The following is a 26,141-nucleotide window of genomic DNA, read 5'->3' on the forward strand; positions in this document are numbered from 1 at the left end:
GTTCGGGCTTTGTCTATTTGATGGTGCTATTAATCGTTATCAATTGTTCTTAAAACTCGACATGGGTTTCCGACTGCGACCACATTGTCTGGAATATCTTTGGTTACCACACTACCCGCACCGATCACACTATTCTTACCAATGTTCACGCCAGGACAAATGATCACACCAGCACCAATCCAAGCATTGTCACCAATCGAGATTGGCGTACCGAACTCAACGCCTTCATCAACACGGCTCTTCACATCCAATGGGTGACCTGCCGTAAGCACTTGTACATTAGGGGCAAACAGCACGTTGTCGCCAATCGTCACTTCTGCTACATCTAAAACGACGCAGTTAAAGTTGGCGTAGAAATTCTTACCCAGCTTAATGTTTGAGCCGTAATCACATCGGAATGGTGGCTCTAAATAAGCGCCCTCAGAATCAGGGATCAAGGTGTCAATGGCAGAGCGCCACTCGTCACTGTCTGGAATACTGTTGTTAAGCTTTTGCAGAACCTTACGACACTCGATTCGCTCAGCGTACAACTCTTCATCCCATGCTAAGTAAGGCTCTCCAGCCAACATCTTCTGTTTTTCTGTTTTCATGTTCTTTATCTACTTACCAAAAACTTTTCGCCGATTATAGAGGCTTGTACTGACACAATAATCAACGCCGCGCACACTTTTGCGATTCAATTTTGCCAATAAAAATAACTAACCGACGACCAATAATTAGGCTGAATCTTCCCTATAACCTAATAACAAAATGTAATGGTAGACTAAACAATCGATAATTATCAATTTATGAAATGCACGCTATTCTAGTGATAATAGATCATGGAATAGAGGCGATAATGAAAGCAATTACCTACCAAAAATCGAGTGATACATTCTCAGTATCAGAACTCCCAACACCCAATTTAGAAAGTGAATTTGATGTCTTGGTTAAGGTTGTGGCTGTCGCACTCAACCCTGTAGATGCAAAAATCAACTTTTGGCATGGAATGGTGCCAAACATGGACGATCAATTTGTTGGTGGCTTAGACGTTTCAGGTGAAATCATCTCGGTTGGCAGCAAGGTAGAAAATTGGCAAGTGGGTGACAAAGTGTTGTATCACGGCAATATGCGACGCGCTCATGGTGGTTTTGCAGAACTCGCCATTCAAGACGCTCGCACTTTGGTTCCACATCCAAATACCTCCCCAGAAATAGCCGCCTCTCTGCCATGTGCTGCGTGGACGGCCTACCGCGCTTTGGTGGATAAACTGCATGCTAGCAACAAAGAGAGCTTACTCATCACTGGTGGTTCAGGTGGCGTAGGCAGCTTTGCGATTCAAATTGCCAAAGCACTTGGTATAAAAACCATAATTACGACTTGCTCACAAGCCAATCATGAGGCGGTTCGTGAGCTTGGAGCGACTCACACCATTGATTACCGCAGTTCAGATGTCGTCGCAGAAGTGATGAAGATTACTCAAGACCAAGGTGTGGATATTGCGCTGGATTGTGTCGGCGGCGACAACGACAAATTTGCCGCTGATGTATTGGCTTATGAAGGCGAAATGGTTGAGTTAGTGCAAGTGGTAACGCCAGAACGCTACGACAATGCTTTCCTTAAAGGATTGAGCTTTCACCAACTTAGCCTAGGCTCAGGTCATGTGAATGGTGCTAAAGGCATGAAAACCTTAGTCGACGCAGGCAACGCCGTTAATGCTTTGGTTGAATCAGGTGACGTAGTCGTTCCTAACCTCAAAGTGGTTACTCTCGAAGAGATTGGTCACGCGCTACTGGATATGAGAAACCAGCGCACGGTTGGCAAAATCATCGCCAAGCTAACTCACTAGCTCAACACTCTACCAAACATCCCCAGCCTAGAAGTAATTCACTCCAGAACCTTCTAGGCATTCCTTTAAGTCGAGTATCTTAGCGACTGAGTACCGAGTCTCGAATAACAAGGCTACCCGTAGTGTTGATGGCATCTGCTTGCGCTGAGTCACCGACGATTTTCAGAATCGCCTTTTGCGTCATCTGCTCTAATGGGACACTCACAGAGGTTAGGCTAGGCGTTAAAAACTCGCCCACTTTGCTGTTATCAAAGCCCACGATAGAGATATCTTGAGGTAGCTTGTAGCCCTTCTCTAGAAAAGCTTTCATCGCGCCGATCGCCATATCATCATTTTCCGACAGCACCGCGGTAAAAGAGATATTGTTAGCCAACAGATCCTGCGCTGAGGTATAACCACTCTCCATTGTCCAATCGCCTTGTACGACTCTCAATTCGTCGTAAGCAATCTTGTGTTTGGACAAGGTATCGCGATAAGCGGCGAAGCGCTGTTCGTCTGTCGATGACCCTGATTTTCCTCGAATCACAGCGATCTGCTGATGGCCTTGTTCAATAACATGCTCCATCATCACACAAGCACTCTGGTAGTGGTCTGTGGTGATCGCATGTTCAGGTGAAGATGGCATTTCACGGTTGAGCACAAGAATGGGAGTGTCTGTGCTCTCAATGATCTGCGCGATTTCAGATTCACTCAAGCATTGCGGGTAAATAATGATACCGGCGCACTTCATATCGAGCAGAAAGTTAATGGCTTTGCGCTCGTCTTCAGCGCTGTGTTTACCATCGGTAATCACCAACTGATGATTGGATTTTTCACTGTAAGAAGCGGCGTGATACATCAAAGATGAGAAGTAAGGGCCATTGAAAAGCTCGTTAGTAATGACAAAACCGATAAAGTTAGTCTTCTTGGTCGCCAACTGTTGAGCCAACAAGTTTGGTCGATAGCCCGTCTCCTGAATCGCATCAAAGACCTTCTTGGCAACGTCAGGCCTTACGATGTTCTTGCCGTTCAGCACGCGAGAGACCGTCGATTTCGAGACGCCAGCGCGGTTCGCAACATCAAGCATGGTTACCATTCACTTACCCTTCTATAAAAAATCAGCCGACCTAAGCCAGCTAATTGTATTGCTTAGTGAAACGGCAACGCTCGCTGCCGTTTAATTGCAGGCATTCTAAATAGAGGCACCGTTAGATGCAATCACGCCTTTGTACCACTCAAAAGACTTCTTGCGCTTACGCTCTAGTGTTCCTGACTGGTCGTTGTGTTTGTCTACGTAAATGAAACCGTAACGCTTTTTCATCTCACCTGTGGTGAACGATACTAAGTCGATACAGCCCCAAGGGGTGTAACCCATTAGATCAACGCCATCGATCGCAACGGCTTTTTTCATCTCTTTGATGTGATCGCCAAGGTAGGCAATACGGTAGTCATCATTGATGCTGCCATCTTCTTCGATGGTATCAACCGCACCAAAACCATTCTCAACGATGAACAGTGGCACTTCATAACGCTCATAAAGAGACGCTAAGCAGTAACGCAGGCCTGTTGGGTCAATCGGCCAGCCCCAATCGCTCGATTTGATGAACGGGTTCTCTACTGAGTTTTCATGACCACCGTCCATCGCTTCTTCTGTTGATTGGTGAGAAGACGAGTCCAAGGTATTTGACATGTAGTAGCTAAAACCAAGGTAGTCCGCTTTGCCTTCTTTTAGGATCTGCTCATCTTCAGGCTGCATTTCGATATTAAAGCCTTTGATAGCCCAATCACGCTTAGCGTAACTTGGATAGTGACCACGAACCATGACATCAGAGAAGAAGTAGCGATCACGCATCGCTTGCTGCGCCACCATGATGTCTTCTGGCTTTGAAGAACGAGGGTAGAAAGGCACCATCGCACACATTGCACCGATCTGAAGATCTGAGTTGATCTCATGGCCTTTCTTCACTACCAATGCGCTCGCAACAAACTGATGGTGCACCGCTTGGTACATCGCTTCTTGTGGCTTTTCACATTGCGGAAACTTCACACCAGAGCACAACCAACCGAAGATGTCTGCCGATGTGTTCATCTGGTTATTGATCTCGTTAAACGTCATCCAGTATTTCACTTTGTACTGGTAACGCTCCATCACCGTGGTTGAGTACTTAACGAAGAAATCGATCACTTTACGGTTCATCCAGCCGCCATATTCTTTCGCTAGATGGTAAGGCATTTCAAAGTGGCTCAGCGTCACTACTGGCTGGATATCGTATTTCAGAAGCTCATCAAACAGGTCATCGTAAAATTTTAAGCCCGCTTCACACGGTTCGGCTTCATCGCCATTCGGGAAAATACGCGTCCACGCGATGCTGGTACGGAAACACTTAAAGCCCATCTCAGCAAATAACTTAATGTCTTCTTTGTAACGATGGTAGAAATCAACCGCCACTTGGTTTGGATAGTTTTCGCCGTCGATCACGCCATCGGTGATTCGACGTTGTACTCCATGAGCGCCTGCCGTTAACACATCGACCACGCTCACACCTTTACCATTCGCATCCCAGCCGCCTTCTAGCTGATGCGCCGCAACCGCGCCACCCCATAAAAAATCGTTTGGAAATTCGTTGTTCATACCATCACTCACTACAAGTTATTCGCTAGAAAATAGATAGGTTTAAGGCAACAAACTTAAAAGCTGCAACTCTGAAACCGATTTCAAGATACAACAAAGATACACCTTGAAACCGGTTTCAACAACAGATTTTTGAGGTTTATTTGATCATAGAGATCAAGTTGATGAGCCAAGTGATCGCTATATCTTTGATATTAACGAGAATAGAAGTATTGAGAGGGGAATAAAAATTTTGAGGTATGGAAAGACGCCGAACTAAAGGTTTAGTCCGGCAACTGGGTATTACTTTTTCCAAGCAAATGGTTCAAACGCTTTATCCACTGGCGTTTCTGCTAGGTGATTAACGTAGTTGCTGATCACTTTTTGCGACAAGCCAAGAATCACTTCTAAAACCTGTTTCTGTCCGTAGCCAGCACTGTAAAACGCTTCCACTTCTTCTTTAGAAACATTGCCACGCCCTCTCACCACACTCAGCGTGAAGTCCTTCAGAGCTTGCAGCTTCTCAGTTGGTAGGGCTTCATCGTTTCGCAGCGCTTCAGTGATCGCTGGATCAACCTTCATTGAGTGTGCGATAGCCGTATGCGCCGGAACACAGTAGTGACATTCATGTTCAACGTTTATGGTTTGCCACACAACGGTGAGCTCTTCTGCGTCGAAGGAGCTATTCGTGAACTGCTGATGCAGCTCTTTGTACGCATTAAGTATTTCTGGAGACTCAGCCATAACTGAGTAAAGGCCAGGGATCATCCCCATCTGTTTCTGTGCGCCTTCAAGAATTGCTTTACTGCCTTCTGGTGCTGTTTCAATAGTATGAAATTTAAAATTGCTCATCGTCTTTATCCTATTTGTTTTACAAAGACAACCGAACATAGGCTCAGTTGACATCAATAAAATCATATTAGAACGAACGTTCAAGAATTAAAACATCGAAGCCCAACAGTTTTTATTCATTTTTGATCTAAGTGAGAAGATTAGCTGACATGAAAACAATAAGAGCCACGATATTGACTCGTGGCTCTCTATGAAATGACAGCATAAGACTATGATTTTAAATAGACTAATCTCTATTTAATGTTCTAAATAGTACTGATCATGCGCTTGCTTGTATTGAGTGTTCTGCTCTCCAGGATAGAACTGAACCAGCTTAAGATCATCGACAGATAGGTGGATCCAACCTTCTTTTAGACGAACCCAGTTATTATCTTGGATTTGATAAACGCTTGGAAAAGTACCCCAGCCCGATTCAGATACTTGTAATTCACTAAAACGCAAAACCTGTTCAATCGGCTGGCTGTCCATATTTGGAGACTCATATACAGAAACCGCTGGCATGGTTTGTTGAGGCGTAAATTGATAGCAGCTTATCGATTCAAGTGAACGATCAAACCACTGGAATTTTTTCGCTTCGACCTAATTTACAACACCACAATCGTTGAACTGAATTGCCCATACCTGCCCATCCTGGAAGCCCAAGTACCCAATCGGCTCATCAATCACCTCGCTGGTCGTCTGACAACCGACCAACAGAGATAAACCTAGAAGACTAATAAGAGGTTGGCGCATAAAAGTATCCGAGTTGATATGTTATCAACCAAGAATAGCCCGTTTTAGACCGTAAGTTCTAGTCGATTGCCATCCGGATCGAGAACACAACTCTCATAATAACCATCACCTGTTCTTCTTGGCCCGTCTAAACGCTCGTAACCGTCTTCAACCAAGCGTTGGGTTAGATCGTCAACCGCTTGTTCTGAGCCCAATGAAATCGCCACATGAATAAACCCAGTGAACTGATCGTAGATATCATCTTTCGATTCAGGTACAGAATCCATCTCCATGATCTCCAATCGGCTACCGCTATCGAAAGACAAGAAATAAGACGAAAAGCCCTTAGTGGGATTGTGATACTTCTCATTAGAAGTTGCGCCGAAGTAATCTTGGTAGAAGCGTTTAAGTACTTCTAGTTGTTTCGTCCAAATCGCAATGTGTTCGATTTTCATGGCATTTGTTCCTAATCATTCAATCAACGACAAATAGATTAGGGTAAGAAACCGGAACATTAAACAGAACAAAATAAGGCCGCTTTGTTCCTAGATTAGTAATGCCAAGTTTGAAGATGAGCTGAACAACATTTTTGTAACACTAGCTTGTGTATTGAAACTATTTGCTCCATAGTCGCTTTTTTGAACGGTCAGGTCATACACCATGTTAAGCTTCGCTAAACTACTGATACTCGCCTCTATTTGGGGTGGCTCCTTTCTCTTTATGCGGATAGCCGCCACACCACTTGGCCCCGCTATGCTGATTGAAGCCCGCGTACTTTTTGCCGCGCTAACACTGCTGATCGTTTCGATTTATCTAAAGAAAACACTCAAGTTTACTGAGCATACCCGGCACTTCTTTATACTTGGACTGTTCAATACGGCGTTGCCTTTTCTGCTATTCGCCTACGCAGCACAAACGCTGAATGCCTCAACGTTGTCGATTCTTAACTCTACAGCGCCTATCTGGGCGGCCATCATCGGCGCGGTGTGGACTAAAACTCCACTCGAAAAGCGTGTGGTTGCAGGCCTTGGGCTTGGTGTTACAGGTGTGGGAATTCTGGTTGGCTGGGATGCAGTCAATATTGGCAGCGAAGCAATCATTCCAATTGGGGCAGCTGTGTGTGCAGCGCTTAGTTATGGCATCGCCTCTAACTACACCAAAACCGCACCAAAGGTGGAAGCGTTCAGCAACGCACATGGCAGCATGTGGGCATCGGTATTGTTAGTTCTGCCATTTGTTTTCTTTATTCCTGTAAGAGAAGCACCAGACTTAACCATCACCACATCGGTGATCTTATTGGGCGCAGTCTGTACCGGATTGGCTTACCTACTCTACTTCAACCTTATTAACGAGCTGGGGCCATCACCTGCACTTTCGGTGACCTTTTTGATCCCGGTATTTGGTATCTTATGGGGACACTTATTCCTAGATGAGCACATCGGCATCAATACCATCTTTGGTTCTATCTTTGTCATCATAGGCACCATGCTCGTTACTGGTTTATCACCCTACGCGATGCTTCAAGCAGTCAAGAGACGAAGAGCCAAACAGCCTTCATAGGCTATAGACATTCATTCACATCAATACCAAAACGGCCTCTATATTAGAGGCCGTTTTTGTTGAATCACAGTTTGAGTAGCGGTTAAGAAAATCACCACTTCCCCTTCAGAGTAAGCCCTAGCATTCCGTTCTCAACGTACCTTGGCATGAAGTTTTAGTGGATTTCGTTTCGATATTCTCTTTAACGTAACGGCTTAATCGCAGCCACGCAAAACCACCCGCCAGTACATTCGCGCATGATGCTGCGACAACGGCATATATCATTTCTCCCGTAGAAGCACCGATCCATAATGCTGGAATGTAGAAGATGAAAAGACGTGCAAACGACACATTTAACGCCTGTTTAGGTAAGCCGAGCGCATTGAACACCGACGCCACCAACATACACAATCCCAGTGGTCCGAAGCTAAATGGGATGAACAGCAAACTCACTTCAAACCAGTGCTGAATAGTCGCTTCATCCGATAGCGTAGATGCAAGTAAGCCACTACTCAGAGCTAAAACAGCCGCAATCACCAAGTGGAAAGCCAATAAGAACAGCGCCGATGTCTTCAGCAATTCTGGAATTCTATGATGCTGTTGAGCACCAAGGTAACGGCCAATCATGGGAGGAATCGACATAGTTAGTGCCAACGACATCACCAGAACGAAGCTCTCAACGCGTGACAATAGACTCCAAAACGCCATTTCACTGGTTCCCATGTGAGCAATCAACCACATGGTGAAAAAAGCGCTCACTGACGGCAAAATCTGATTCATGGTAGTTGGAATCACAGTTCTCACCAACTCAGAAGTATCCTGTTTGATCTGTTCGATGCTCGCATCAGACAAGCCAAACCAACCACGGCCTTGCACTTTGATAAGCATGTAAAGCGAACAAGTCAGGTAGCCCATAGTTGAAGCGACTGCTGCACCAACAATTCCCATATCGAGCCAGAAGATCAGAATCGGATCGAGGATCAAGTTAATGATACTCGCACCAAGAAACATACTGCCTGTGGTTTTAGTATCGCCATTGGCTCGGTAGATACAGGTCATTAAGTAGAGCAACGCAACGCTCAGTGCACTCATCAACCAAACGGGCCAATACTGATTGAACACGGCGAGCAACAATTGATACTGCTGCGGTGGCACATCAGCAATAAACGAATGGAACACCCAATCACTAAACAAAATCAGGACAAAACAGAGCAGAGCGATGGTGACCATACCCGCACCGACCGACAATGTCGCCATAGAGCTAGCTTTGCGGCTGTTTTTGGCACCAACCGCCTGTGAAATGATCGAGGTAGCCGCAACTCCCATTCCAACTTGTACGCCAGTAAACGCAGCCTGAAATGGCAGGGTGATACCGTGCACCGCGAGTTCATTGACACCTAGCATCCCAATAAAAATAGAGTCCACTAGTTGAACCATCATGATCGCAAAAACCCCCACCGTTAACGGCAAGGTTTTCTCAATCACAATGCGCAGAGTGGTTGGCAGGCTTAGCGGCATAGTTGGGCTCTTTGTTCTGTTTTCTCAGCATGCAGTATACGGAGCACACAAAGAAAGATAACCGCCAACATTCCTGAATGAGTTTCAACGTTTTGTATATAATCCCTGCACTATTCGTGATCCGTGCATTATTTAACCACTTTTGCTCTGTAACCGTGTGACACGACAAAAACTTTGCGCAGATGATCTTTGTTATAAGAATCTCTCCAGCTATTTTTTGAAGGGTTAATAATGCAAAAAATAATTCTTATCACAGGGGCGACCGATGGGATTGGCTTGGAGACCGCAAGAGTATTGGCTCAACAAGGACACCACCTACTCATTCACGGTAGAAACCGTGCCAAATTAGAGCGCGTTGCTGCCAGCTTACGTCGCCTCTCTAAGCAGGCTAACATTGAGCATTATCTTGCTGACTTATCGGTACTGGCCGAGGTTGAACAGTTTGCTCAGCAAGTGATCCGTGATCATCGCAAACTCGATGTTCTGATCAATAATGCGGGCGTATACCGCGTTCCTGAAGTGACTACCAAAGACAATCTAGATACGCGTTTTGTAGTAAATACCATCTCCCCCTACCGACTTACTCGCTTGTTGCTACCCCTTTTCGATGCCACAGGTCGCATCATTAATCTATCTTCAGCAGCACAAGCCCCAGTCGACCTTAATGCCTTAAGTAGCCCTAATGCGGGTGATATTCATGGGCCCATTTATGCGCAGAGCAAGCTCGCTCTCAATATGTGGTCAATGGAACTGGCTCAATCGCTGGCAGGACATGGGCCATCAATCATTGCCGTCAATCCAGCTTCGTTTTTGGGCAGTAAACTGGTTAAAGAGGCCTACGGCTTAGATGGCAACGACTTAGCAATTGGCGCTGACATCCTATGCCGAGCAGCATTATCAGATGAGTTTGCTGATGCATCGGGCCAATACTTTGATAATGACTCAGGGTTATTTAAGCCTCCCCACGCCGATGCTCTTGATGACCATAAAAACCAACAACTGGTAGAAACATTAGATCGCCTCATAGAGGCCAAAGCCTAATCGAAAACAGCGGTACGAATTGTGCCGCTATCTTCCCTCCTTTTGTCGCTTACCTCAACGATTAGCCGATACCCGGTGTCAGACAAAACAAAAGTTCAATTCGAGCACAACGGCAACGTGGTCTTCATCCATTGTGTCTGATATGGTGTCGCAAGAATTTCTGTCACGGATATGAGCATGACTATGAACAGACTCACAATATTAGACGGTGGTATGGGCAGGGAGCTCAAAGAGATTGGCGCTCCTTTTTCACAGCCACTTTGGAGTGCTCAAGCACTTATCGAAGCCCCACAATTTGTGACCCAAGCCCACCAGCATTTTATCGATGCCGGTGCTGAGCTGATCATCACCAACAGCTATGCATGTGTTCCCTTTCACCTCGGTGAGCAGCGTTTTTCTGAGCAAGGTTTTGAACTCGCAGAATTATCTGGAAAGCTGGCACAATCAGTTGCTAAGTCTGTTAATCACACGGTGACGGTTGCGGGTGCTATTCCACCTCCATTTGGCAGCTACCGACCAGATCTATTTAAGGCCGAGCAAGCAAAGCCTATCGTACAAACTTTGTATGACGCGCAAGCACCGTACGTAGATTTGTGGATGGTCGAAACATTATGCAGTTTGGAAGAATTCAGCGCTATTCATGACGTGTTAAAAGAGTCAGACAAACCTTGCTACTACGCCTTCAGCCTGAGCGACGAAACGGGTTCTGCAGCAACGCTGCGATCAGGGCAAGCCGTGACCGATGCTATCAAGCTGGCGGTTCAATCCGACGCAGCAGCGGTGCTGTTTAACTGTTCCGTTCCGGAAGTGATGGAGCAAGCAATCAAAGACGCTAAACAGGTATTGATTGAGTTAGGCAGCACAATTGAGATTGGTGTATATGCAAACAACTTTGCACCGATCAGCAGCGAACATGAGGCGAATGATACGCTGCAGCGTATGCGAGAACTGTCTCCAGCAGACTACCTAGTTTATGCAAAACGTTGGTACCAACTGGGCGCAACCATCATTGGCGGTTGCTGTGGTATTGGTCCTAAACACATTAAAGCGCTCAGCGACTGGAAATTAACGCTGACTGAGCAATAAAGTTATCAATCACTGCCTTGCCGTTTGCCTGTAAGGCGGTGATACCTCCTCTCCTCGTTCCTATTACTGTTTCCTCCGTCTTTTAGTTGCTCATTGCTATCACAACTCTATTTGTTCCCTGTTATAAACAAGAACGCTAGCGAGGACACGCTTTATATCGCATTTGCTTGCTCTTCTGACGCCCCAAAAGCTATGATATAACATAACATCCTATGGATATATACAGCTCTCATAATGGAAATGTTTAATGACAAAGCCCGTCGATACTGAAGCTCAGATCAAACATGTCGAAAACAACTTTAAAGCGCGTGGTAAGCAGCTAACCGCAACAAGACGCCTAGTGCTTCGTGCTCTGATTGGGTCAGGAAAAGCACTCTCTGCCTATGACATCGTTGACTACTGCCGAGATCATTTGGATAAGACGATTCAGGCTATGTCAGTCTATCGTATTCTTGAGTTTTTAGAGAAGGAGCACTTGGCTCATAAGCTCAAGGTGTCCAATAAATACATTGCTTGCTCGCATATCCTTTGTGAGCATGAACACGGCATCCCTCAGTTTTTCATTTGCTCTAAGTGTGACAAGATCAGTGAACAAACCATCGATCCTAAACTGATCATGGATCTACAATCCAATGCGCGAGAAGAAGGCTTTACCGTGATTAGTCCACAACTAGAAATAAATTGTGTTTGCGATGATTGCCTGAAACAAGAATAGACGTGCTGTGGAAGTGCGTAAATGAAAAAGCTGGGCAGGTATTACCCAGCTTCAATAAAAGGTTTTGCTCGCACGAATTACTAGAAATTGTACTCAGCAATTTTGGACGGTATACCGATATCATGCTTTGGTGCGACAGCTTTCATCGGTTCCATTTTCAGCTGGCCTTTATGAAAACAGAACTCAACCAACTCTGCTGAAGACATCTTCATTTTGTAGCCCACTTCCAAACGCTGGAACATGCCGTTGCACTCAAAATCTTCAAATTTCACTTCAAAGCCGACCAGCTGATGTTGGTGTTGGCCGTCATTAAAGTAAATGTTGTGCTGCGCAAAATCGGCTGTTTTTAGTAAGTCCAAAACCAAGTTTAATGAATCTGCTGTAAAGACAAGCATGACAATCTCTCTCTAAATTATTATCCCAATACGGTGTTATTGATTATTTAATTATTAACACTCGGGCGCACTATAGCCGACGGCCTTTAACAATTAAGTAACCATGCGTAAGGGTTTGTAATCTGTAAAACTTTCATTGATTTAATTTATGCATTACCTATGAGATAATTGTGGGTATTAGCCTATTCGCATTATGTTTTTCTTTTAGGATCCCACTCAATGTTTAAAAGGGTGTTGCAAACACTATTCCCTTCTTTAAAGGGGCAACCATCAAAAACCTCTCAAGAATCAGCAAACAATGTTGAAAGCCAATCTCAACTGCAGCAGTCAGAGGTCGCTCAAACAGCAACGTCTCAGCACACGTTAAGAGCCGATAAACCTCTCAGCCCGCATGACGCGGATTTTCTGAATTATCTGTTTGGGGAATCTCGATTGAATACGGAGTCAGATCCATTCAGTGATTTCGTTGCAGCACGTATTGAAAAACTACTTCTATCGCCAAAAGCACTGCTCAATGAACTACCAGTCATGCCTGCTTCGATCACGACTTTAATGAGTGAGCTAAAGAGTGAAGATTTCAATGTTGAAACTCTATTGAAAGTCATCGACAAAGAGCCAAGCATGGCTGCTGATATGATCAAACTGGCAAACAGCGCGCGCTACCGCCGCTCTGAAAAAGAGGTCACGGATCTAAAGACCGCATTCATGAATATGGGCTCACAAGGTCTGATTGAGGGTGTAATTAACGCCTATTTGAAAGAGTTCTCCCCAACACTGAACATCTACTGGCGACAATTTGGTGAGAAGATTTGGGATCACAGCCTGCAAACGGCCTGCTACTCAAGAGAACTACTTAAAGACAGCACTTCGAAAGAAGACGAGTCAACGGCCTACTTTGTCGGACTCATTCGTAACTTAGGCAAGATGATCATCTTCCAAGTGATGCTAGAAGCATTCCGTCATGTTGACCCGAGTGTGCCGCCGAACTCCACCGCCTTTAAACGATTGATCAACAGCTATTCCATCAAGCTGACCTACACACTTGCCAAGTTCTGGGAGCTACCGGAATCAGTACTTTTAGCGATCGCTTATCAGGAATCACAGAAGTTTTCGGCAACGCCATTAGCTATTGCGGTGCTAGAAGCCAACTACCTGAGCGAACTGCAATCTCTGTTGCGATCAGAGATCATCGATCTTGAGACTTTTGAGAAGCGCAGTGAGCAACGCTTAACACAGCCAAAATCATTAGCGATTGTCGAAACAATCAGAGCCGAAGCAGCTGAACTTAACGTTGAGTAACAGGCACTCATAGAAACGGGCAGTTACGTAAAAACAATAAAGGGGCTCCAATGGGCCCCTTTCTGATTTCTGTAGATAGTCGATTATCTTTAGCCTTGCGCGACTTCCAATACAATCTTACCGACATGGTTTTTCTTCAAGAACTGTTGCTGTGCTTGATGAATATCAGCCAATGGGAAAGACTGAGCCACGATCGGGCGAATCTGTTGTTTTTCGATTCGATTAATCAGATTTTGGAACACTTCAGGCTCAAGCACTGTACAACCAAAGAAGCTTAGGTCTTTAAGATAAAGTGTGCGCACATCTAACTCTACCATCGCACCGCCGATTGCGCCTGAGACGGCATAGCGACTGCCTGGTTTTAACACTTCCAAGAACTGCGGCCACTGGTCACCCGCCACCAAATCAATCACCACATTCACACTGTTTACGCCAAGCGTCTCAATAAGGTTCGCGTCTCGAGGAATCACTTCATCTGCACCGAGATCTAACAGTTGTTGATTCTTGCTCGGACTGGTTATCGCAATCACATGCGCGCCACGCGCTTTAGCCAACTGAATCGCGGCAGAGCCTACACCACCAGAAGCACCCGAGATCAACACACGATCACCTTCAGCGACTTGAGCACGAGTGAGCATGTTCTCTGCGGTTGAATAGGAGCAAGGAAATGAAGCGAGCTCAATGTCAGACAGTTCACTTTGAACCGCGTAAGCATGTTTAGATGCAACCTTAGTGTATTCAGCAAAGCCACCGTCGCACTCAGAACCAAAGTACCAAGGCTGAGGGAGTTCTCGACCGTACACTTCCGTTAGACATGGTTCGATCATCACACGCTCACCAATACGAGACTCATCAACTTGCTCACCCACTGCAACAATAACACCGCACACATCTGCACCTTGAATTCGTGGGAATTTCAAAGACTCACCAGACCAACTGGCATCTTCAGAATCATCGCTTTTCGAGTACCAACCAATGCGCGTATTAATGTCGGTATTGTTAACACCCGCCGCCATCACCTTAATCAGTACTTCGTTAGGTGCGGGCGTTGGAACCGCAACATCCTCTCGGTATTGCAGCATCTCTTCTCCGCCATGGCCTAACATCTCAACGGCTTTCATCGTTGCTGGTATATCAAAACTCATAATGAATCCTCAATTAACAGCGTTTTAGCTGTGCTTTTCGCAGAAGCGACGGCTGCTTGGCCGAGTACAGGCCATGCACTTGAAACGCCTTCATGCAATAGAAATAGTGGGGTAGATAACGCTTCGTTGTGACTCAACTGCCCTAGCAGCGCTCGCACTTCATGTTTGTGGTCGAGTACGGCTTGGTTGATCAACTCATTGTCAGGAAACGCAGCAATCGCATTCATCGACAAACAGCCATGCGGTGCATACTCTTCCATCCAATGTTGAAGTCGTGTAAATACGTGCTCGATGCTCTCTTCAGCGCTTTGCGGTGCTTCTTCGAGTAACAGACTTAAATAGCGCTGATGACGATGTTCAAGAGCTCCAACAATCATCGCCTCTTTGGAGGGGTAATGTTTGTACAAGGTTCTTAAGCTCACACCACAAGCTGTTTTTAATTGAGCAACACTTGGCTCTGCAAAACCGTGTTGGCTAAATGCAACTTCAAGAGCTGCGGCAATCTGTTCTTTCAACATAGAGCAATCTCAATACGTTTCAGAGGAAATACATCAACGCACTCACAAAGGTAGAATGGTTGTTCTACCCATAGGGTAGAGCGATCATTCTACCCTTGTCAATCACTGTTGATAGTCAGCCATCTGATAACTAAGCCTTCGCTATCTAAAACCTCACTAAATCAACTTGTTACCAGTTCCGACTTTCTGTTCTTTTTTTGATTAGAGTAGGTCGCGGAGACTGAAATAACACCGCACACAACTAAACTAACACCAAGATTTTGCCCGACGCCAACCAAGGCCAGTCCGCCTCCAATCAACAAATAGTAGAGCAAGCCAAACAGCGCGCCGGCGCTGCCTACTTGAGCGCGATAGTCGATCAAGGCTTTGCTCAACACATTAGGAATCGCAATCCCAAATGACATCACCACCAGCATCATAGGCAATAGAAACATCACTTGGTCTTGAGTCACCCATACACCAATGCCACCGACTAACAGCAGTAGCGCGGCGAGTCTCAAAAGTTGTTGTGACGTGTTTCCGCGTGCCAGAAGTGCTTTGTTTAGGTAGCTCCCAATGAGCGTGCCAAGGCCAAGCACTATGCCGCTATAACCGAACTGCTCATTGCTCATCCCCAACTGAGCAAAAGTAAATGCGCCCAATTGGTAATATGAAAAAAGGGCAGCGTTGTAAGCGCTCACTAGCAGTGCAGATAGCCATATTTGGCGATCTTTGAGCATGGTTAAAGCGAGCGATTTAAGAGCAACGCTAGTATCAGACTGTTTTGTTTCAGTTTCAGACAGCTTAGTTTCAGGCAACGTAACGAGGCTATGTAACAACGCGGCTAACGCCATCAGCAGCAATGCTAAGAAGACCCACTTATGTCCACCCAATGCACTTAACTGGCTTCCCAACAACATGCCTAATACAGGACTGATGGATATACCAATCCCCATATAGGCGAAGACCTTGCTTAACTCTTCACCGGTGAAGCAGTCTCTCAGCATGGTTTGCGTGACCACAGACCCCACAGCGATTCCAAAAGCACTCAATGCTCGCGCCATCATCAGCACAGTGAAACTCGCAGTAGAGATAGCGATACTCGCCGCAATCACAAATAGCATTAGGCCGAGTAACATGGTGATGCGTCTTCCTAAGCGGTCAGCCAATACACCCCATACCACTACACCAAGTGCAAATGCGCCGAAATAGACAGAGAGGGTTTGCGCCGCTTGCGAATAACTGACGGCATAAGCGTCAGCAATAGACGTCAACGCTGGGCTATAAATGGTTTCTGCGACCTGGGGAAGCATCAATAGCAGCACCATTTGCCACAATGACGGTTTTGTTTTCATGGTTGTTTCTCCGAATCAATCAACTTGACGCGCAGTGTAGAGCAACCTACCCTTGCCCCATTAGCAACATTAAAACCAAAAACATCAAGATTCGGACAAATGGCACTGATCACTCCCAACACTCATTTTGATGCTGATTCCATCGAGGCAAAGGTGGTGGGAATTGCAGCTGATGTCGGACAACACGATTCTGGGCTTCATCAGCACCAAAAAGGGCAGCTACTTTATGCACCTCACGGCTGTATTACGCTGACCTTAGAGCAAGCCATTTGTATTCTTCCGCCAACCAAGGCTGTGTGGATACCTCCAGGTACAATGCATCGCGCACAAATGACTAATGTGGTTGCTTACCGTTCTATTTACTTCGACGTGGGTGAGTTTAGTTGCCCTGACACCATTACAACCGTGGATGTCGATGAGCTCCTCAAGGCGCTCATCAATCGAATGGCATTGTGGGATTGGGATATTGAACCTGAGCGAACCAGCAAGGCAACAGAGCTGTTTTGGGAAGAGTTTTACAATGCGCAGACTCAAGCTTTAGTGCTGCCGCTACCACAAGATCGTCGGTTGACTAGGTTTCACCAGCAAGTGCCAAAGCCTGAGTTCTTACCGCCAAGCCTAACCGAACTTGCTGACCAGTCAGGTGCGAGCACCAAAACGATGAGTCGCATTTTTAAAGCTGAAACGGGCATGAGCTACCAAGATTGGCGTAAGCAGTGGCGGTTAATGAAAGCCATTGAACTGCTCGCCACCCCACTGCCCGTATCTGAAGTCGCATACGAACTCAACTTCTCGTCTGATAGCGCCTTCATTGCCTTTTTCAAACAGCAGACAGGCAAGACACCACTGGCGTTTAACCGCTAAGTCTGCACATATGTGTGAGCGCATAAAAGAAAAGCCAGGGTCTTTAAATAGACGCTGGCTTTTCGATTGAACTAAGCAAAGGATAGAGTGCTAATCAATTAGCATCAGTGAATCAAGGATCCCTTGTCCACTATGAATACCGCCTTCATTTTCACTGGCCGGTTTACTGCGAATTAGGTACCCCGCATAACCGTTCAACTGTGTCATCGGCTCCCCTTCAAAATAGACGCTGAACAAGCCAATTTCGCTGACTAAATCGTTGACCAAACTAGGTCGAGTGTCTCGCACAGCGACAATTGGCTTATCTCGCTCATGTGGGTAAATTCTTTGCATTAACGCCCAAGCGTCGTATTCACTTGGCTTTAGCTGTTGCAACTTAGCCGATATTTCGTCCCCAAATACGCAGTGACCACCGCCCTCGCCTTGGTTCTTCAATACCCAGTCTCGTTTATCTTCTTGAGCCTTGAACCACGCCATCGTCTGCTGATTAATTGGCTTCATATCCGCTAACACGCTTTGAACCAGCTCGGCCTCGGCTAGGGTTAGCCCCCAACGACGATACTCATTAGCTGGCATCATAGTGAGCAACATTTGCATGGTTTTGCTGGTTGCTAATTGTTGGCTAATGGTGGCGTTCATTGCAACATGATGCTGCTCTATGAACAGACGGGTCTGGCTCAGTGTCTGACAACATACATCTTCATTTCGCTCTGGCATCCAGTAGTCTGAATACTGATATCCGGCTCTCAGATAAACCACATCAACACCACCGACATCATTAAGCAACAAGCGTTTGTCATCGCCGCTGCTCAATTGACAGCTCAGTTGCTCAAAGGTGCGGCGCACCGTTCTCACCCCCAATTTCTGAAGCTCTAACTCCAGCAGGTGTTGGTCATAAACGTTATCTTCGTTGTTTTGTACCACCATCAAAAACGTAGGTTTACCCGAGTCGGAGAAATGGTGTTTGACGTTTCTCGCCGCGCTCGCGATCCCCAATGCCAACTGCTCTAAGCCACTGTTTTCTGCAGGTACAGCAGATGGGTCTTCTAGCCACGAGGAGAAATCTTTTGGCCACTGATTGCTCAGAAACGCGTGCAACTCAGTCGCTTTTTGCCCAAAAGGCCCCATCCCGGCCGCGATACCATTAAACTCCACGACTTTCGCGCCATGCTCTCGGTCATCCATATAATCGGTACGCATTAATAGCAATGGTCTGCGTGCAGGAAACTGACGATGTGTAGCATCACCATGAGCCTCACGATGCAATGACATCAGTCGTCCGAAAAATGGATCGGCTTTGGCCATATCACCTAAAGATGCCTGCAAAAAGTCATGATCTTCCGAGACATTGTGAATCAACTTGGTCATCAACGGCACAACACGCTGCAAATATTCAAAGCTCTCGCGTTTCATGGTCATCGGCGCGACGCTAAACGGACAGTGTCGCGCTGTGTTGTCCGCTTGTCGGAACGCGACGCCATGCATAATTGCCCATTCACAAGCTTCTTGTACAAGCTGTTGTGGAACTAACGATTGAATATTGGTTTTCATACTATTTCTTTAATTTGCTAGAAGCACCCTGGGTAAGACGACGCTAATTCCCAAAAGACGAAAAACGACAAAATTAATTTCAACTGTTGGTTTTTAAGGAGAGCTGGCCCAATTAAGGCTTAACGAGTTTGTTCGATAATTAACTCTCTCAGCCACTTATGACTGGGCTCAGAATCGTAATAACGGTGCCAGAGTAAAAACAACCCACCAGGGACAAGCTCCATAGGAATCTGTTTCATCACAAGCTCACCACTTTCAATGTAGTCCCTTACTGAGTTATAGGGATAACACATCAACAGATCGCTTTGCTTACAAAGCTTTACTGCACTCGATATATCAGACACGTTAGCCGCCTTGTTAATCTTGAGCTGCTTCGCTTGCAGTATCTCTAGCAATAACCAATCGCCAACCCCACCCGTCACCAGCTGAATGTGTCGATATTTGAGGAAGGTGTTTAGGTTCCACTCTTCCTTCAATGCTGGGTGATCTTTACGCATTAAGCAGACTGAATAATCTTGAAGTAGCTCAACGTAATTGAGATCAGAAGGAATACTATGTACGTGCGTGCTGGCGCGCTCGTCTAGCTCGAAAATGCCAATACCGAAGTCCACCTCTCGCTTTAACAGGCGTTTATAGGTTTCACCGGTCCATGTCGTGCTGTTTATGGTGATGTTCGGAGCTTGTGCAAGCGCATTAGGCATAAACTTAGGGTAAATAGCGGTGTAGGCCGTCTCGACGAGATCAATGTTAAAGGTGCGCTCACTACCAAGAGGGTCGAAGTCCTCTGGTACAGTAAGCTGCTCAACTTGGAGTAATATCTGATGCACTTTCGGCGCAATTTCCAGTGCTTTGGGCGTTGGAAACAGACCTTTAGACTCACGTTCGAACAAAGGATCATCAAACAAAGTCCGAAGTTTTGTGAGTTGTTTACTCACTGCTGATTGGCTCAAAAACATTCGCTGTGCGGTCTTGCTTACACTGCGCTCTTCGAGTAAAACGTGCAAGCAGAGCAAAAGATTCATATCGCATTTCAGTAATCGCTTCACATCAACCATGATATTCCTCAGATTCACATCAAAAATGATTTTATGTCACTTTCAATCATATCATAAAGTTGGTAATTTAGACCCATATAACCTATGAGTTAACTACTCAAGAATAATAGAACTAAGGAATACTCATGAACTTTCTAGCACTCCCTAAGATTGATCTTCACTGCCACCTAGACGGAAGCGTTCGTCCAGACACCATCATTGATCTTGCAAAGCAATACGATATTGAGCTACCTGCAGACCGTGATGCCGTAGTTGAGTCTCTTACTGTGCCAGAAGACTGTAAGAACCTAGATGAGTACCTAGCGTGTTTCTCTCTACCACTTAAAGTAATGCAAACGGAAGAAGCGATTGAGCGTATCTCTTACGAGCTTTACGAAGACGCAGCTCTTGAGAACGTGAAATACCTTGAAGTGCGTTTTGCACCTATTCTTCACGTAAATAAAGGTCTGTCGCTTGATACTATCATCGCAAGCGCTGTGAAAGGCATGAAGCGTGCAGAAGAGAAGTACGACATCAAAGGTAACTACATCCTTTCTGTTCTCCGTATGTTCCCGAAAGACTCTATCAAAGACGTGATCGATGCAGGCCAAGCTTACCTAGGTAAAGGCGTTGTAGCATTTGATATCGCAGGCGGTGAGAAGCCTGGTTTCTGTGCAGAGTTCCCTGAGTACACAAAATACGCTATCGAAAAAGGCTACCGTGTGACAGTACACGCTGGTGAGCAATGGCACGGTCAAAACGTTTACGACGCGGTAACGCTACTAGACGCTGAACGTATTGGTCACGGTGTTCACATCCAAGGTAACGAAGATGCGTACAACATCGTGAAAGAGAAGCAAGTAGCGCTAGAAACGTGCCCAACAAGTAACGTTCAGACTAAGTGTATCCACAAGTTCAGCGACCACCCAATCTCTGAATTCCAGAAAGACGGTATCGTGGTAACGATCAACACTGATAACCGCACAGTATCGAACACAACCATGACTAACGAAGTTAAGCGTGTTTGTGAAACGTTCGACCTAACCAAAGAAGATTACGCTCAAATCTACAAATACTCTGTAGAAAACGCCTTTGCTTCAGACGAAGTAAAACAGCACCTAATGAGCTTTGCAGACCAAATCTAATAAGGTTTGAGTAACGCAAAATAAATCAGGAAGAGAAAGGCGAAAGCTTTTCTCTTTTTTATTACCTATTTGTTGTTAACCTATATTCAAAATTGACTAACGAGTAGTACAGAGATGAAAACAGAACTCGAAAAAATGTTGTCAGGCGAGATCTTCGATGGCGCCGATCAAGAAATCGACCAAATGCGTACTCATGCGCTGCATGCTCTCTCTGAATTTAACCGAAGTACAGATGCCTCTCAGCAAGAGCGCTTGCAAGCCAACCTATTTGGAAAAGTCGGTAAAAGTATCGTACGAGCTCCCTTCCATTGCGAGTTCGGCAAGACCATCGAGATAGGTGATGACACCTTCATCAATATGAATGTGGTGATGCTAGATGGCGCGAACATTAAGATCGGCAACAACGTCATGATCGGTCCGAGTGCACAGCTCTATACTGCTTCTCACTCATTGGATCATCTAAGCCGTCGTAAATGGGAAACCTTTTGCCAACCAATCACTGTTGAAGACGATGCTTGGATTGGTGGTAACTGCGTGATCAATCAAGGAGTCACCATTGGTGCCCGCTCGGTGATCGCTGCAAACTCAGTAGTCAACAGCGATGTACCACCTGATTGCCTCTATGGCGGAACGCCAGCAAAGCTGATTCGCAGGCTCGATGTTGATAAGCAAAGCAGCTAAACATACTGATAAAAACGGCCATCACAATGATGGCCGTTTCTATTACAAGTCAGTAGTTTTTTTAATGCAGCTTAATGCTTAACAGAACTCAGCACCTGCAGAGACAATGGTTGGAGCGCCAGCTGACGCATTAGAGCGATAGATAACAACACACGTCTCATTGTCTTGAGCATTCGCAAAAGAATAAACGATGACTTCATTAGGAACGGTTTCCGCATGTGCTCCTAGCATTTTCCAGTCACTATTGTCACCTCTCAAACCCTGAACTGCATTTCCAATACCGAGCTCTGAAGCCATCGGGTATCCATAATCAACCGCAACACCCTCGACAAATGAACCACCGGACGCAGAGGCTGGTTGGTTCTCAATACCTTGTACAGCCGATTTCCCATAAACAATCGCTACAGCCCCTTCCATTGCTCCGGCTAAACCGCCCAAAGCTGCTGCTCGAGCGTCTGACTGTAAACCTAAGAATTTAGGTGCCGCTACAACCGACAACAAACCCAAAATAACAATAGCTACCACTAACTCTAAAAGAGTAAACCCTTGTAATCTTTTCATTCACTGCTCTTATGTTACCGTACTTAATTCATTATATATTAAGTGGTTAACCATTTATATGGAATTTTGCACCATAAAATGATTTAGAGCATCATTCACCTCAAAATATTGATTAACCGAGCAAGGCAACGCCATGCATCAGCACGACACTGGATGTGAGGATCCCCCTCATGCCCATGTACCCTTCTGGCAATTGGTTTTGAGGTTGAGGTCTGAGTTGGTATTCAGAGAACCAGACTGCGATATACCCCGCCGCTAGCACTGTGATAGTGAGACTGGTGCTACCTGCTCCTTGCAATAACGCAGCCCATGCAATCAACAGAAAAACATTACTCAAAAGTAGCGCTTTGCGACTCAAGCTTTGCTCTGGGTAGTCAATGGCTCTGCCCCACAGCACGCCAGATAGAAAACTCAGAATGACCACACTGTAGCTAATGAAGAGCTGAGCTCCTCCCAAAGAAAAAAACTGAGCGTCTAACAGCATCAACAACAGACCGAACGCAAAAGGTATCAGGCCAAGATAACCTAGCCTTATCATGGTGCTTCTTGTTTGTGACATATCGCCTCCCTACAGTTGCTGCTCAATGGCATTGACTAAAGTAGCGCTTGAAGGTGAAGTCGAACTTCCGAATGTCCCTACCACATTGCCATCTTTATCAATCAGGTATTTGTAGAAATTCCATCGCGGAGCAACGCCTGCTTGCTTCTTGATTTCACTAAACACAGGGTTGGCGTCAGGCCCTGAGATTGAAGAGCGCGCCATCATCGGGAATGTCACGCCATAATCTAGATAACACACTTTGGCACTGTCTGCCTCGCTGCCTTTGTCTTGACGGAAGTCATTACTAGGGAACCCAACCACTGTGAAGTTCTTATCTTTGTACTCCTGATGGAGTGCTTCAAGCTGACCAAACTGAGACGTGAATCCACACTGGCTTGCTGTGTTGACAACAAGTAAGGTCTTGCCACGAAACTCCTCACACAAGTTAACCTCATCCGTAGAGTTCAAGAGACGTTGTGAGCCTTTTAGTATATCTGGGCACGATGACGCGTTAGCCACAAATGGTAGCGTGCTCAGGCAGAGTGTGACCAAGCTAAGTTGATATTTATTCATCCGTGTATCTCAGTTAGTAACAATATTGGTTTTACTAGTTAAGGTCGGTTTTTGATCACTTTCCAGCGTGATTTCCCAACATGCTGTTTCACCTTATGTGTTAGAATTTTGAACCACAGGCAGTGCGCTGAGTCTCTGATTTAGTTAACTATAATTTAGTCATGATGAGTGTTTTTGGGTTCTGAGAATGAAGAAGTATGAATTAGTTGTTCAAGATATTGTTAGTAAGATCTGCCAGAACAGCATCAACCATAAACTCCCTGCAGAACGAGAACTCTCTGAGATCTATGGGCTGTCTCGATTTACGATTCGTAAGGCTTTGGCTAAGCTCGAAGCGATCGGCATGGTCAAATCTAAAGTGGGTTCAGGTTACTTTGTTAATACCGCACTTATCGGTACACCGCTTGTTTACAACTCAATTACTGAGAACAGCTTCGAAGAGATCTCCTACAAAAAACTTCAGCTTAATAAAGCTCTCCCTGATCAACATGAACAGCAGATATTTTCACTCACAGATGATGAGTACATCTGGAAAATTAGACGCCTACGATTGATCAACAACAAAGTGGTGCAAGTAGAAGAAGCAAGAATACCCGTTCGTATATTCCCCGAGATGAACGCCGATATCATCGAAAGTTCCATTCAAAAGCATGCCTTATCTATCGGGCTTGAAATCGACAGCTACCTCACCACTTATCAGGCAGTAAACGTATCAAAGGATGATGCTGAATTACTTGGCTGTAAGAAAAACGCTGCGGCGATGAATATTACCAATCGAGGCTTCTTGGCTTCAGGTGAACTGTTTATCGTCAGTGATATTATCGACATCAACTACCAATGTACCTATCACACACCATTCAATAGCGAAAGCATGAGCTACAGAGATAAGAAGTAACGAGTTTAAAAACGGCAAGTTACACGATACAAACAAAACAACCCGCTCGATGGCGGGTTGTTACTATTTGCTCATGCGCAATTCTTAGAACTCATAGTACAAACGTACACGTGCACCAAAGTCATCATCTTCTGAGAATGCACTTACGTTATTAGTCTTGTTTTCGACCGTGGTGTAATAAGTGCCCAGTAGGACAGAGAAATCCTCAACTTCTAATACGTTTTGGAACTCGTAAGACGCATAACCTGTGTTCACTTTTACATCGCCTTGTGCCCATGTTGAGTCATACTCATTCGCACCATAAACATAGCCCAAGCCAAAATTGTTATACAACGCGTTCAAACCAACGCTGGCATTAGTCTCATCAACTGCATCAAGGTAAGCAAAGTTAGCGTTTACATTCCATGAACCATGGTTCCAGTTACCCGTCAAACCATAACCGGTACGATCTGAAATGTCCTTGCCGTTTACATCAACGATCGCATCACTGATTAGGTTAGTTTCTATCGATGCAGCGACTGTAAAATCACCCATGTTATACGCGACAACTGGACGAACAAGGAACGAGTCTTTCACGTTGTCGTGGTCTACGGCTGTGCCGTGATAAGTATCAGAGAATAGATCTGAACGGTCACCAATCATGGTTCCGATTTCTAAGTAAAGGTTGCCAAAGCTCTGGTTATACATCAGCTGACCATCTGAGCCACGACCTCGTGCTTCCTTCATCTGGTATACGTAAGCACTATCACCAGTGTATAGCTCATTCGAAGTATCGCCAGAGTATTCAAGGAATACATCTAACCCGACAGGGAACATATCGTATGCTTCAAAACGACCCGCTTTGATCGCCCAGCTATCTTTCTTACCAAACTCAAAATAAGCATCATCGAGGGCAACATTACCCGTACTCTCGAATAGAGGCTGAGCCTTTACTCCTACATAGTGACCACTTGTGGTGTACTTCTCACCGGCGAACTCAATCAGAACTCGGCCATCTTGGTTGAACTCTGCATCGCCGTTTTCGTTTGACTCTCTGTCTTGGTAGTTAAAGTTCAATTCAACGTTACCACCAACTGAGAAGTTCCCCTCTTCATTATCCACAATTGCGATACCTGCATTGGCAGCCATTGCAGATGAAACCAGTACCGCAGCTAAAGACAGCTTGAATGTGCTTTTCATATTAACCCTATATAGCATTTTATAGTAATGTGTTGCATAGCAACTTTCTGATAATCAAGTTGAAGTTTATGGACAGTATTCGACTTAATTTCTACGACGTATATTTACGAAATAACTAAGCGCTCACAATGCTATGGAATTATATTTGCAGACCTAAATCACTGTTTTATATTTATTTTAAAACCCTTTAACTTCAATAACTTAAACATAAAAACAAATGGATAAAATAAAACATTATCTATTTAATAAGACAAAACTAGATAATGTATGAATTGTGAAAAATCATTGTTTACCTCTGTACATAAAATCAATATAAATCCAAACCATGATTAATGAATATGCACAACACATTTCATAATGAAAATAATATTGAAATTAGCTCGTAGGATATGATTGGCATAGATACCAACCTATATTCATATTTCTCTTTTTCTAATGAAGTAATATTTTCAGTTTAATAAGTTGGGAACAATTAACGTTGATATATGAGTATCCACACTACAGGGATACTTATAGTCAAATTAATAATATATCTGGTATAACGTT

Annotated in this window: 28 protein-coding genes; 10 read left to right on the forward strand and 18 right to left on the reverse strand. The window is 45.1% G+C overall.

What is annotated here, in order from left to right; translation table 11 throughout:
- Positions 1-29: 29 nt before the first annotated feature.
- Positions 30-590: a sugar O-acetyltransferase gene (locus tag FIV04_RS17875; RefSeq protein ID WP_152469967.1), complete on the reverse strand. Its 561-nt coding sequence runs from the start codon at positions 588-590 to the stop codon at positions 30-32.
- A 248-nt stretch (positions 591-838) separates the two neighbouring features.
- On the opposite strand from FIV04_RS17875, the gene FIV04_RS17880 reads away from it, so the two are divergent.
- The gene (locus FIV04_RS17880; protein WP_152469968.1) at positions 839-1,828 is read left to right on the forward strand and encodes a zinc-binding dehydrogenase; all 990 of its coding nucleotides are present in this window, start codon (positions 839-841) and stop codon (positions 1,826-1,828) included.
- A gap of 79 nt (positions 1,829-1,907) precedes the next feature.
- Here the strand turns inward: FIV04_RS17880 and FIV04_RS17885 are convergent, their stop codons facing one another.
- The 6 genes from FIV04_RS17885 to FIV04_RS17905 all read right to left on the reverse strand — a co-directional run bounded on the left by FIV04_RS17885 (position 1,908) and on the right by FIV04_RS17905 (position 6,436).
- Positions 1,908-2,903, reverse strand: a complete 996-nt coding sequence (locus tag FIV04_RS17885; RefSeq protein ID WP_152469969.1) for a LacI family DNA-binding transcriptional regulator — start codon at positions 2,901-2,903, stop codon at positions 1,908-1,910.
- Positions 2,904-2,999: 96 nt separating this feature from the next.
- Positions 3,000-4,439, reverse strand: coding sequence for a 6-phospho-beta-glucosidase (locus FIV04_RS17890; protein WP_152469970.1), 1,440 nt, complete (start codon positions 4,437-4,439; stop codon positions 3,000-3,002).
- 282 nt (positions 4,440-4,721) lie between these two features.
- Positions 4,722-5,270, reverse strand: a complete 549-nt coding sequence (locus FIV04_RS17895; protein ID WP_032553849.1) for a carboxymuconolactone decarboxylase family protein — start codon at positions 5,268-5,270, stop codon at positions 4,722-4,724.
- Between the two features lie 237 nt (positions 5,271-5,507).
- The gene (locus tag FIV04_RS27185) at positions 5,508-5,738 is read right to left on the reverse strand and encodes a hypothetical protein (protein ID WP_253895523.1); all 231 of its coding nucleotides are present in this window, start codon (positions 5,736-5,738) and stop codon (positions 5,508-5,510) included.
- A 111-nt stretch (positions 5,739-5,849) separates the two neighbouring features.
- Positions 5,850-6,002: a hypothetical protein gene (locus FIV04_RS27190; RefSeq protein ID WP_253895525.1), complete on the reverse strand. Its 153-nt coding sequence runs from the start codon at positions 6,000-6,002 to the stop codon at positions 5,850-5,852.
- Between the two features lie 44 nt (positions 6,003-6,046).
- On the reverse strand, positions 6,047-6,436 hold the full coding sequence (locus FIV04_RS17905) for a VOC family protein (RefSeq protein ID WP_032553847.1): 390 nt from the start codon (positions 6,434-6,436) through the stop codon (positions 6,047-6,049).
- A gap of 265 nt (positions 6,437-6,701) precedes the next feature.
- On the opposite strand from FIV04_RS17905, the gene FIV04_RS17910 reads away from it, so the two are divergent.
- A complete protein-coding gene (locus FIV04_RS17910) occupies positions 6,702-7,541 on the forward strand; it encodes a DMT family transporter (RefSeq protein WP_253895541.1) in 840 nt (279 codons plus the stop codon).
- 117 nt (positions 7,542-7,658) lie between these two features.
- Here the strand turns inward: FIV04_RS17910 and FIV04_RS17915 are convergent, their stop codons facing one another.
- Positions 7,659-9,038, reverse strand: coding sequence for an MATE family efflux transporter (locus tag FIV04_RS17915; protein ID WP_152469972.1), 1,380 nt, complete (start codon positions 9,036-9,038; stop codon positions 7,659-7,661).
- Positions 9,039-9,269: 231 nt separating this feature from the next.
- Between FIV04_RS17915 and FIV04_RS17920 the strand changes: the two genes are divergently transcribed.
- From FIV04_RS17920 to FIV04_RS17930, 3 genes are all read left to right on the forward strand, one after another.
- Positions 9,270-10,079 carry an SDR family NAD(P)-dependent oxidoreductase gene (locus tag FIV04_RS17920; protein ID WP_150869854.1) on the forward strand — a complete coding sequence of 270 codons (810 nt, stop codon included), beginning with the start codon at positions 9,270-9,272 and terminating at the stop codon, positions 10,077-10,079.
- Between the two features lie 183 nt (positions 10,080-10,262).
- Positions 10,263-11,165 (forward strand): homocysteine S-methyltransferase family protein, encoded by a 903-nt coding sequence (locus FIV04_RS17925; RefSeq protein WP_152469973.1) that lies wholly within the window; start codon positions 10,263-10,265, stop codon positions 11,163-11,165.
- 247 nt (positions 11,166-11,412) lie between these two features.
- A complete protein-coding gene (locus FIV04_RS17930; protein WP_152469974.1) occupies positions 11,413-11,880 on the forward strand; it encodes a Fur family transcriptional regulator in 468 nt (155 codons plus the stop codon).
- 80 nt (positions 11,881-11,960) lie between these two features.
- Here FIV04_RS17930 and FIV04_RS17935 read toward each other — a convergent pair whose 3' ends face one another.
- Positions 11,961-12,275 (reverse strand): hypothetical protein, encoded by a 315-nt coding sequence (locus FIV04_RS17935; RefSeq protein WP_152469975.1) that lies wholly within the window; start codon positions 12,273-12,275, stop codon positions 11,961-11,963.
- 219 nt (positions 12,276-12,494) lie between these two features.
- Here FIV04_RS17935 and FIV04_RS17940 point away from each other — a divergent pair, with 219 nt between their 5' ends.
- Positions 12,495-13,574 carry an HDOD domain-containing protein gene (locus FIV04_RS17940; protein WP_152469976.1) on the forward strand — a complete coding sequence of 360 codons (1,080 nt, stop codon included), beginning with the start codon at positions 12,495-12,497 and terminating at the stop codon, positions 13,572-13,574.
- 89 nt (positions 13,575-13,663) lie between these two features.
- Here the strand turns inward: FIV04_RS17940 and FIV04_RS17945 are convergent, their stop codons facing one another.
- From FIV04_RS17945 to FIV04_RS17955, 3 genes are all read right to left on the reverse strand, one after another.
- The gene (locus FIV04_RS17945; protein ID WP_152469977.1) at positions 13,664-14,719 is read right to left on the reverse strand and encodes an alcohol dehydrogenase family protein; all 1,056 of its coding nucleotides are present in this window, start codon (positions 14,717-14,719) and stop codon (positions 13,664-13,666) included.
- Positions 14,716-15,237, reverse strand: coding sequence for a TetR/AcrR family transcriptional regulator (locus tag FIV04_RS17950; protein WP_152469978.1), 522 nt, complete (start codon positions 15,235-15,237; stop codon positions 14,716-14,718). The genes FIV04_RS17945 and FIV04_RS17950 overlap by 4 nt, the downstream gene beginning before the upstream one ends.
- A gap of 161 nt (positions 15,238-15,398) precedes the next feature.
- Positions 15,399-16,571: a multidrug effflux MFS transporter gene (locus tag FIV04_RS17955; protein WP_152469979.1), complete on the reverse strand. Its 1,173-nt coding sequence runs from the start codon at positions 16,569-16,571 to the stop codon at positions 15,399-15,401.
- A gap of 99 nt (positions 16,572-16,670) precedes the next feature.
- On the opposite strand from FIV04_RS17955, the gene FIV04_RS17960 reads away from it, so the two are divergent.
- A complete protein-coding gene (locus tag FIV04_RS17960) occupies positions 16,671-17,435 on the forward strand; it encodes a helix-turn-helix domain-containing protein (RefSeq protein WP_152469980.1) in 765 nt (254 codons plus the stop codon).
- A 90-nt stretch (positions 17,436-17,525) separates the two neighbouring features.
- Here FIV04_RS17960 and FIV04_RS17965 read toward each other — a convergent pair whose 3' ends face one another.
- Together FIV04_RS17965 and FIV04_RS17970 are read right to left on the reverse strand one after the other, a co-directional pair.
- Entirely contained in the window at positions 17,526-18,986 is a 1,461-nt protein-coding gene (locus FIV04_RS17965) for a glutathione synthase (protein ID WP_152469981.1), read from the reverse strand.
- 119 nt (positions 18,987-19,105) lie between these two features.
- On the reverse strand, positions 19,106-20,041 hold the full coding sequence (locus FIV04_RS17970; protein ID WP_150869845.1) for a LysR family transcriptional regulator: 936 nt from the start codon (positions 20,039-20,041) through the stop codon (positions 19,106-19,108).
- A 125-nt stretch (positions 20,042-20,166) separates the two neighbouring features.
- Here FIV04_RS17970 and add point away from each other — a divergent pair, with 125 nt between their 5' ends.
- Positions 20,167-21,165 carry an adenosine deaminase gene (add, locus tag FIV04_RS17975; RefSeq protein WP_032553834.1) on the forward strand — a complete coding sequence of 333 codons (999 nt, stop codon included), beginning with the start codon at positions 20,167-20,169 and terminating at the stop codon, positions 21,163-21,165.
- 114 nt (positions 21,166-21,279) lie between these two features.
- On the forward strand, positions 21,280-21,846 hold the full coding sequence (locus FIV04_RS17980) for a sugar O-acetyltransferase (protein WP_150869843.1): 567 nt from the start codon (positions 21,280-21,282) through the stop codon (positions 21,844-21,846).
- A 78-nt stretch (positions 21,847-21,924) separates the two neighbouring features.
- On the opposite strand, the gene FIV04_RS17985 is transcribed toward FIV04_RS17980, so the two are convergent.
- The 3 genes from FIV04_RS17985 to FIV04_RS17995 all read right to left on the reverse strand — a co-directional run bounded on the left by FIV04_RS17985 (position 21,925) and on the right by FIV04_RS17995 (position 23,521).
- Positions 21,925-22,407: a type II secretion system protein gene (locus FIV04_RS17985; RefSeq protein ID WP_152469982.1), complete on the reverse strand. Its 483-nt coding sequence runs from the start codon at positions 22,405-22,407 to the stop codon at positions 21,925-21,927.
- 112 nt (positions 22,408-22,519) lie between these two features.
- The gene (locus FIV04_RS17990; protein WP_152469983.1) at positions 22,520-22,966 is read right to left on the reverse strand and encodes a DUF3429 domain-containing protein; all 447 of its coding nucleotides are present in this window, start codon (positions 22,964-22,966) and stop codon (positions 22,520-22,522) included.
- A gap of 9 nt (positions 22,967-22,975) precedes the next feature.
- Positions 22,976-23,521, reverse strand: a complete 546-nt coding sequence (locus tag FIV04_RS17995) for a glutathione peroxidase (protein ID WP_152469984.1) — start codon at positions 23,519-23,521, stop codon at positions 22,976-22,978.
- 187 nt (positions 23,522-23,708) lie between these two features.
- Here FIV04_RS17995 and FIV04_RS18000 point away from each other — a divergent pair, with 187 nt between their 5' ends.
- Entirely contained in the window at positions 23,709-24,416 is a 708-nt protein-coding gene (locus FIV04_RS18000) for a GntR family transcriptional regulator (RefSeq protein ID WP_032553830.1), read from the forward strand.
- An 84-nt stretch (positions 24,417-24,500) separates the two neighbouring features.
- Here the strand turns inward: FIV04_RS18000 and FIV04_RS18005 are convergent, their stop codons facing one another.
- Complete coding sequence (locus tag FIV04_RS18005) at positions 24,501-25,595, reverse strand: carbohydrate porin (RefSeq protein WP_152469985.1); 1,095 nt, start codon at positions 25,593-25,595, stop codon at positions 24,501-24,503.
- Positions 25,596-26,141: the final 546 nt, after the last annotated feature.

Source organism: Vibrio sp. THAF190c (assembly GCF_009363355.1).
Classification (GTDB): Bacteria; Pseudomonadota; Gammaproteobacteria; order Enterobacterales; family Vibrionaceae; genus Vibrio; species Vibrio fortis_A.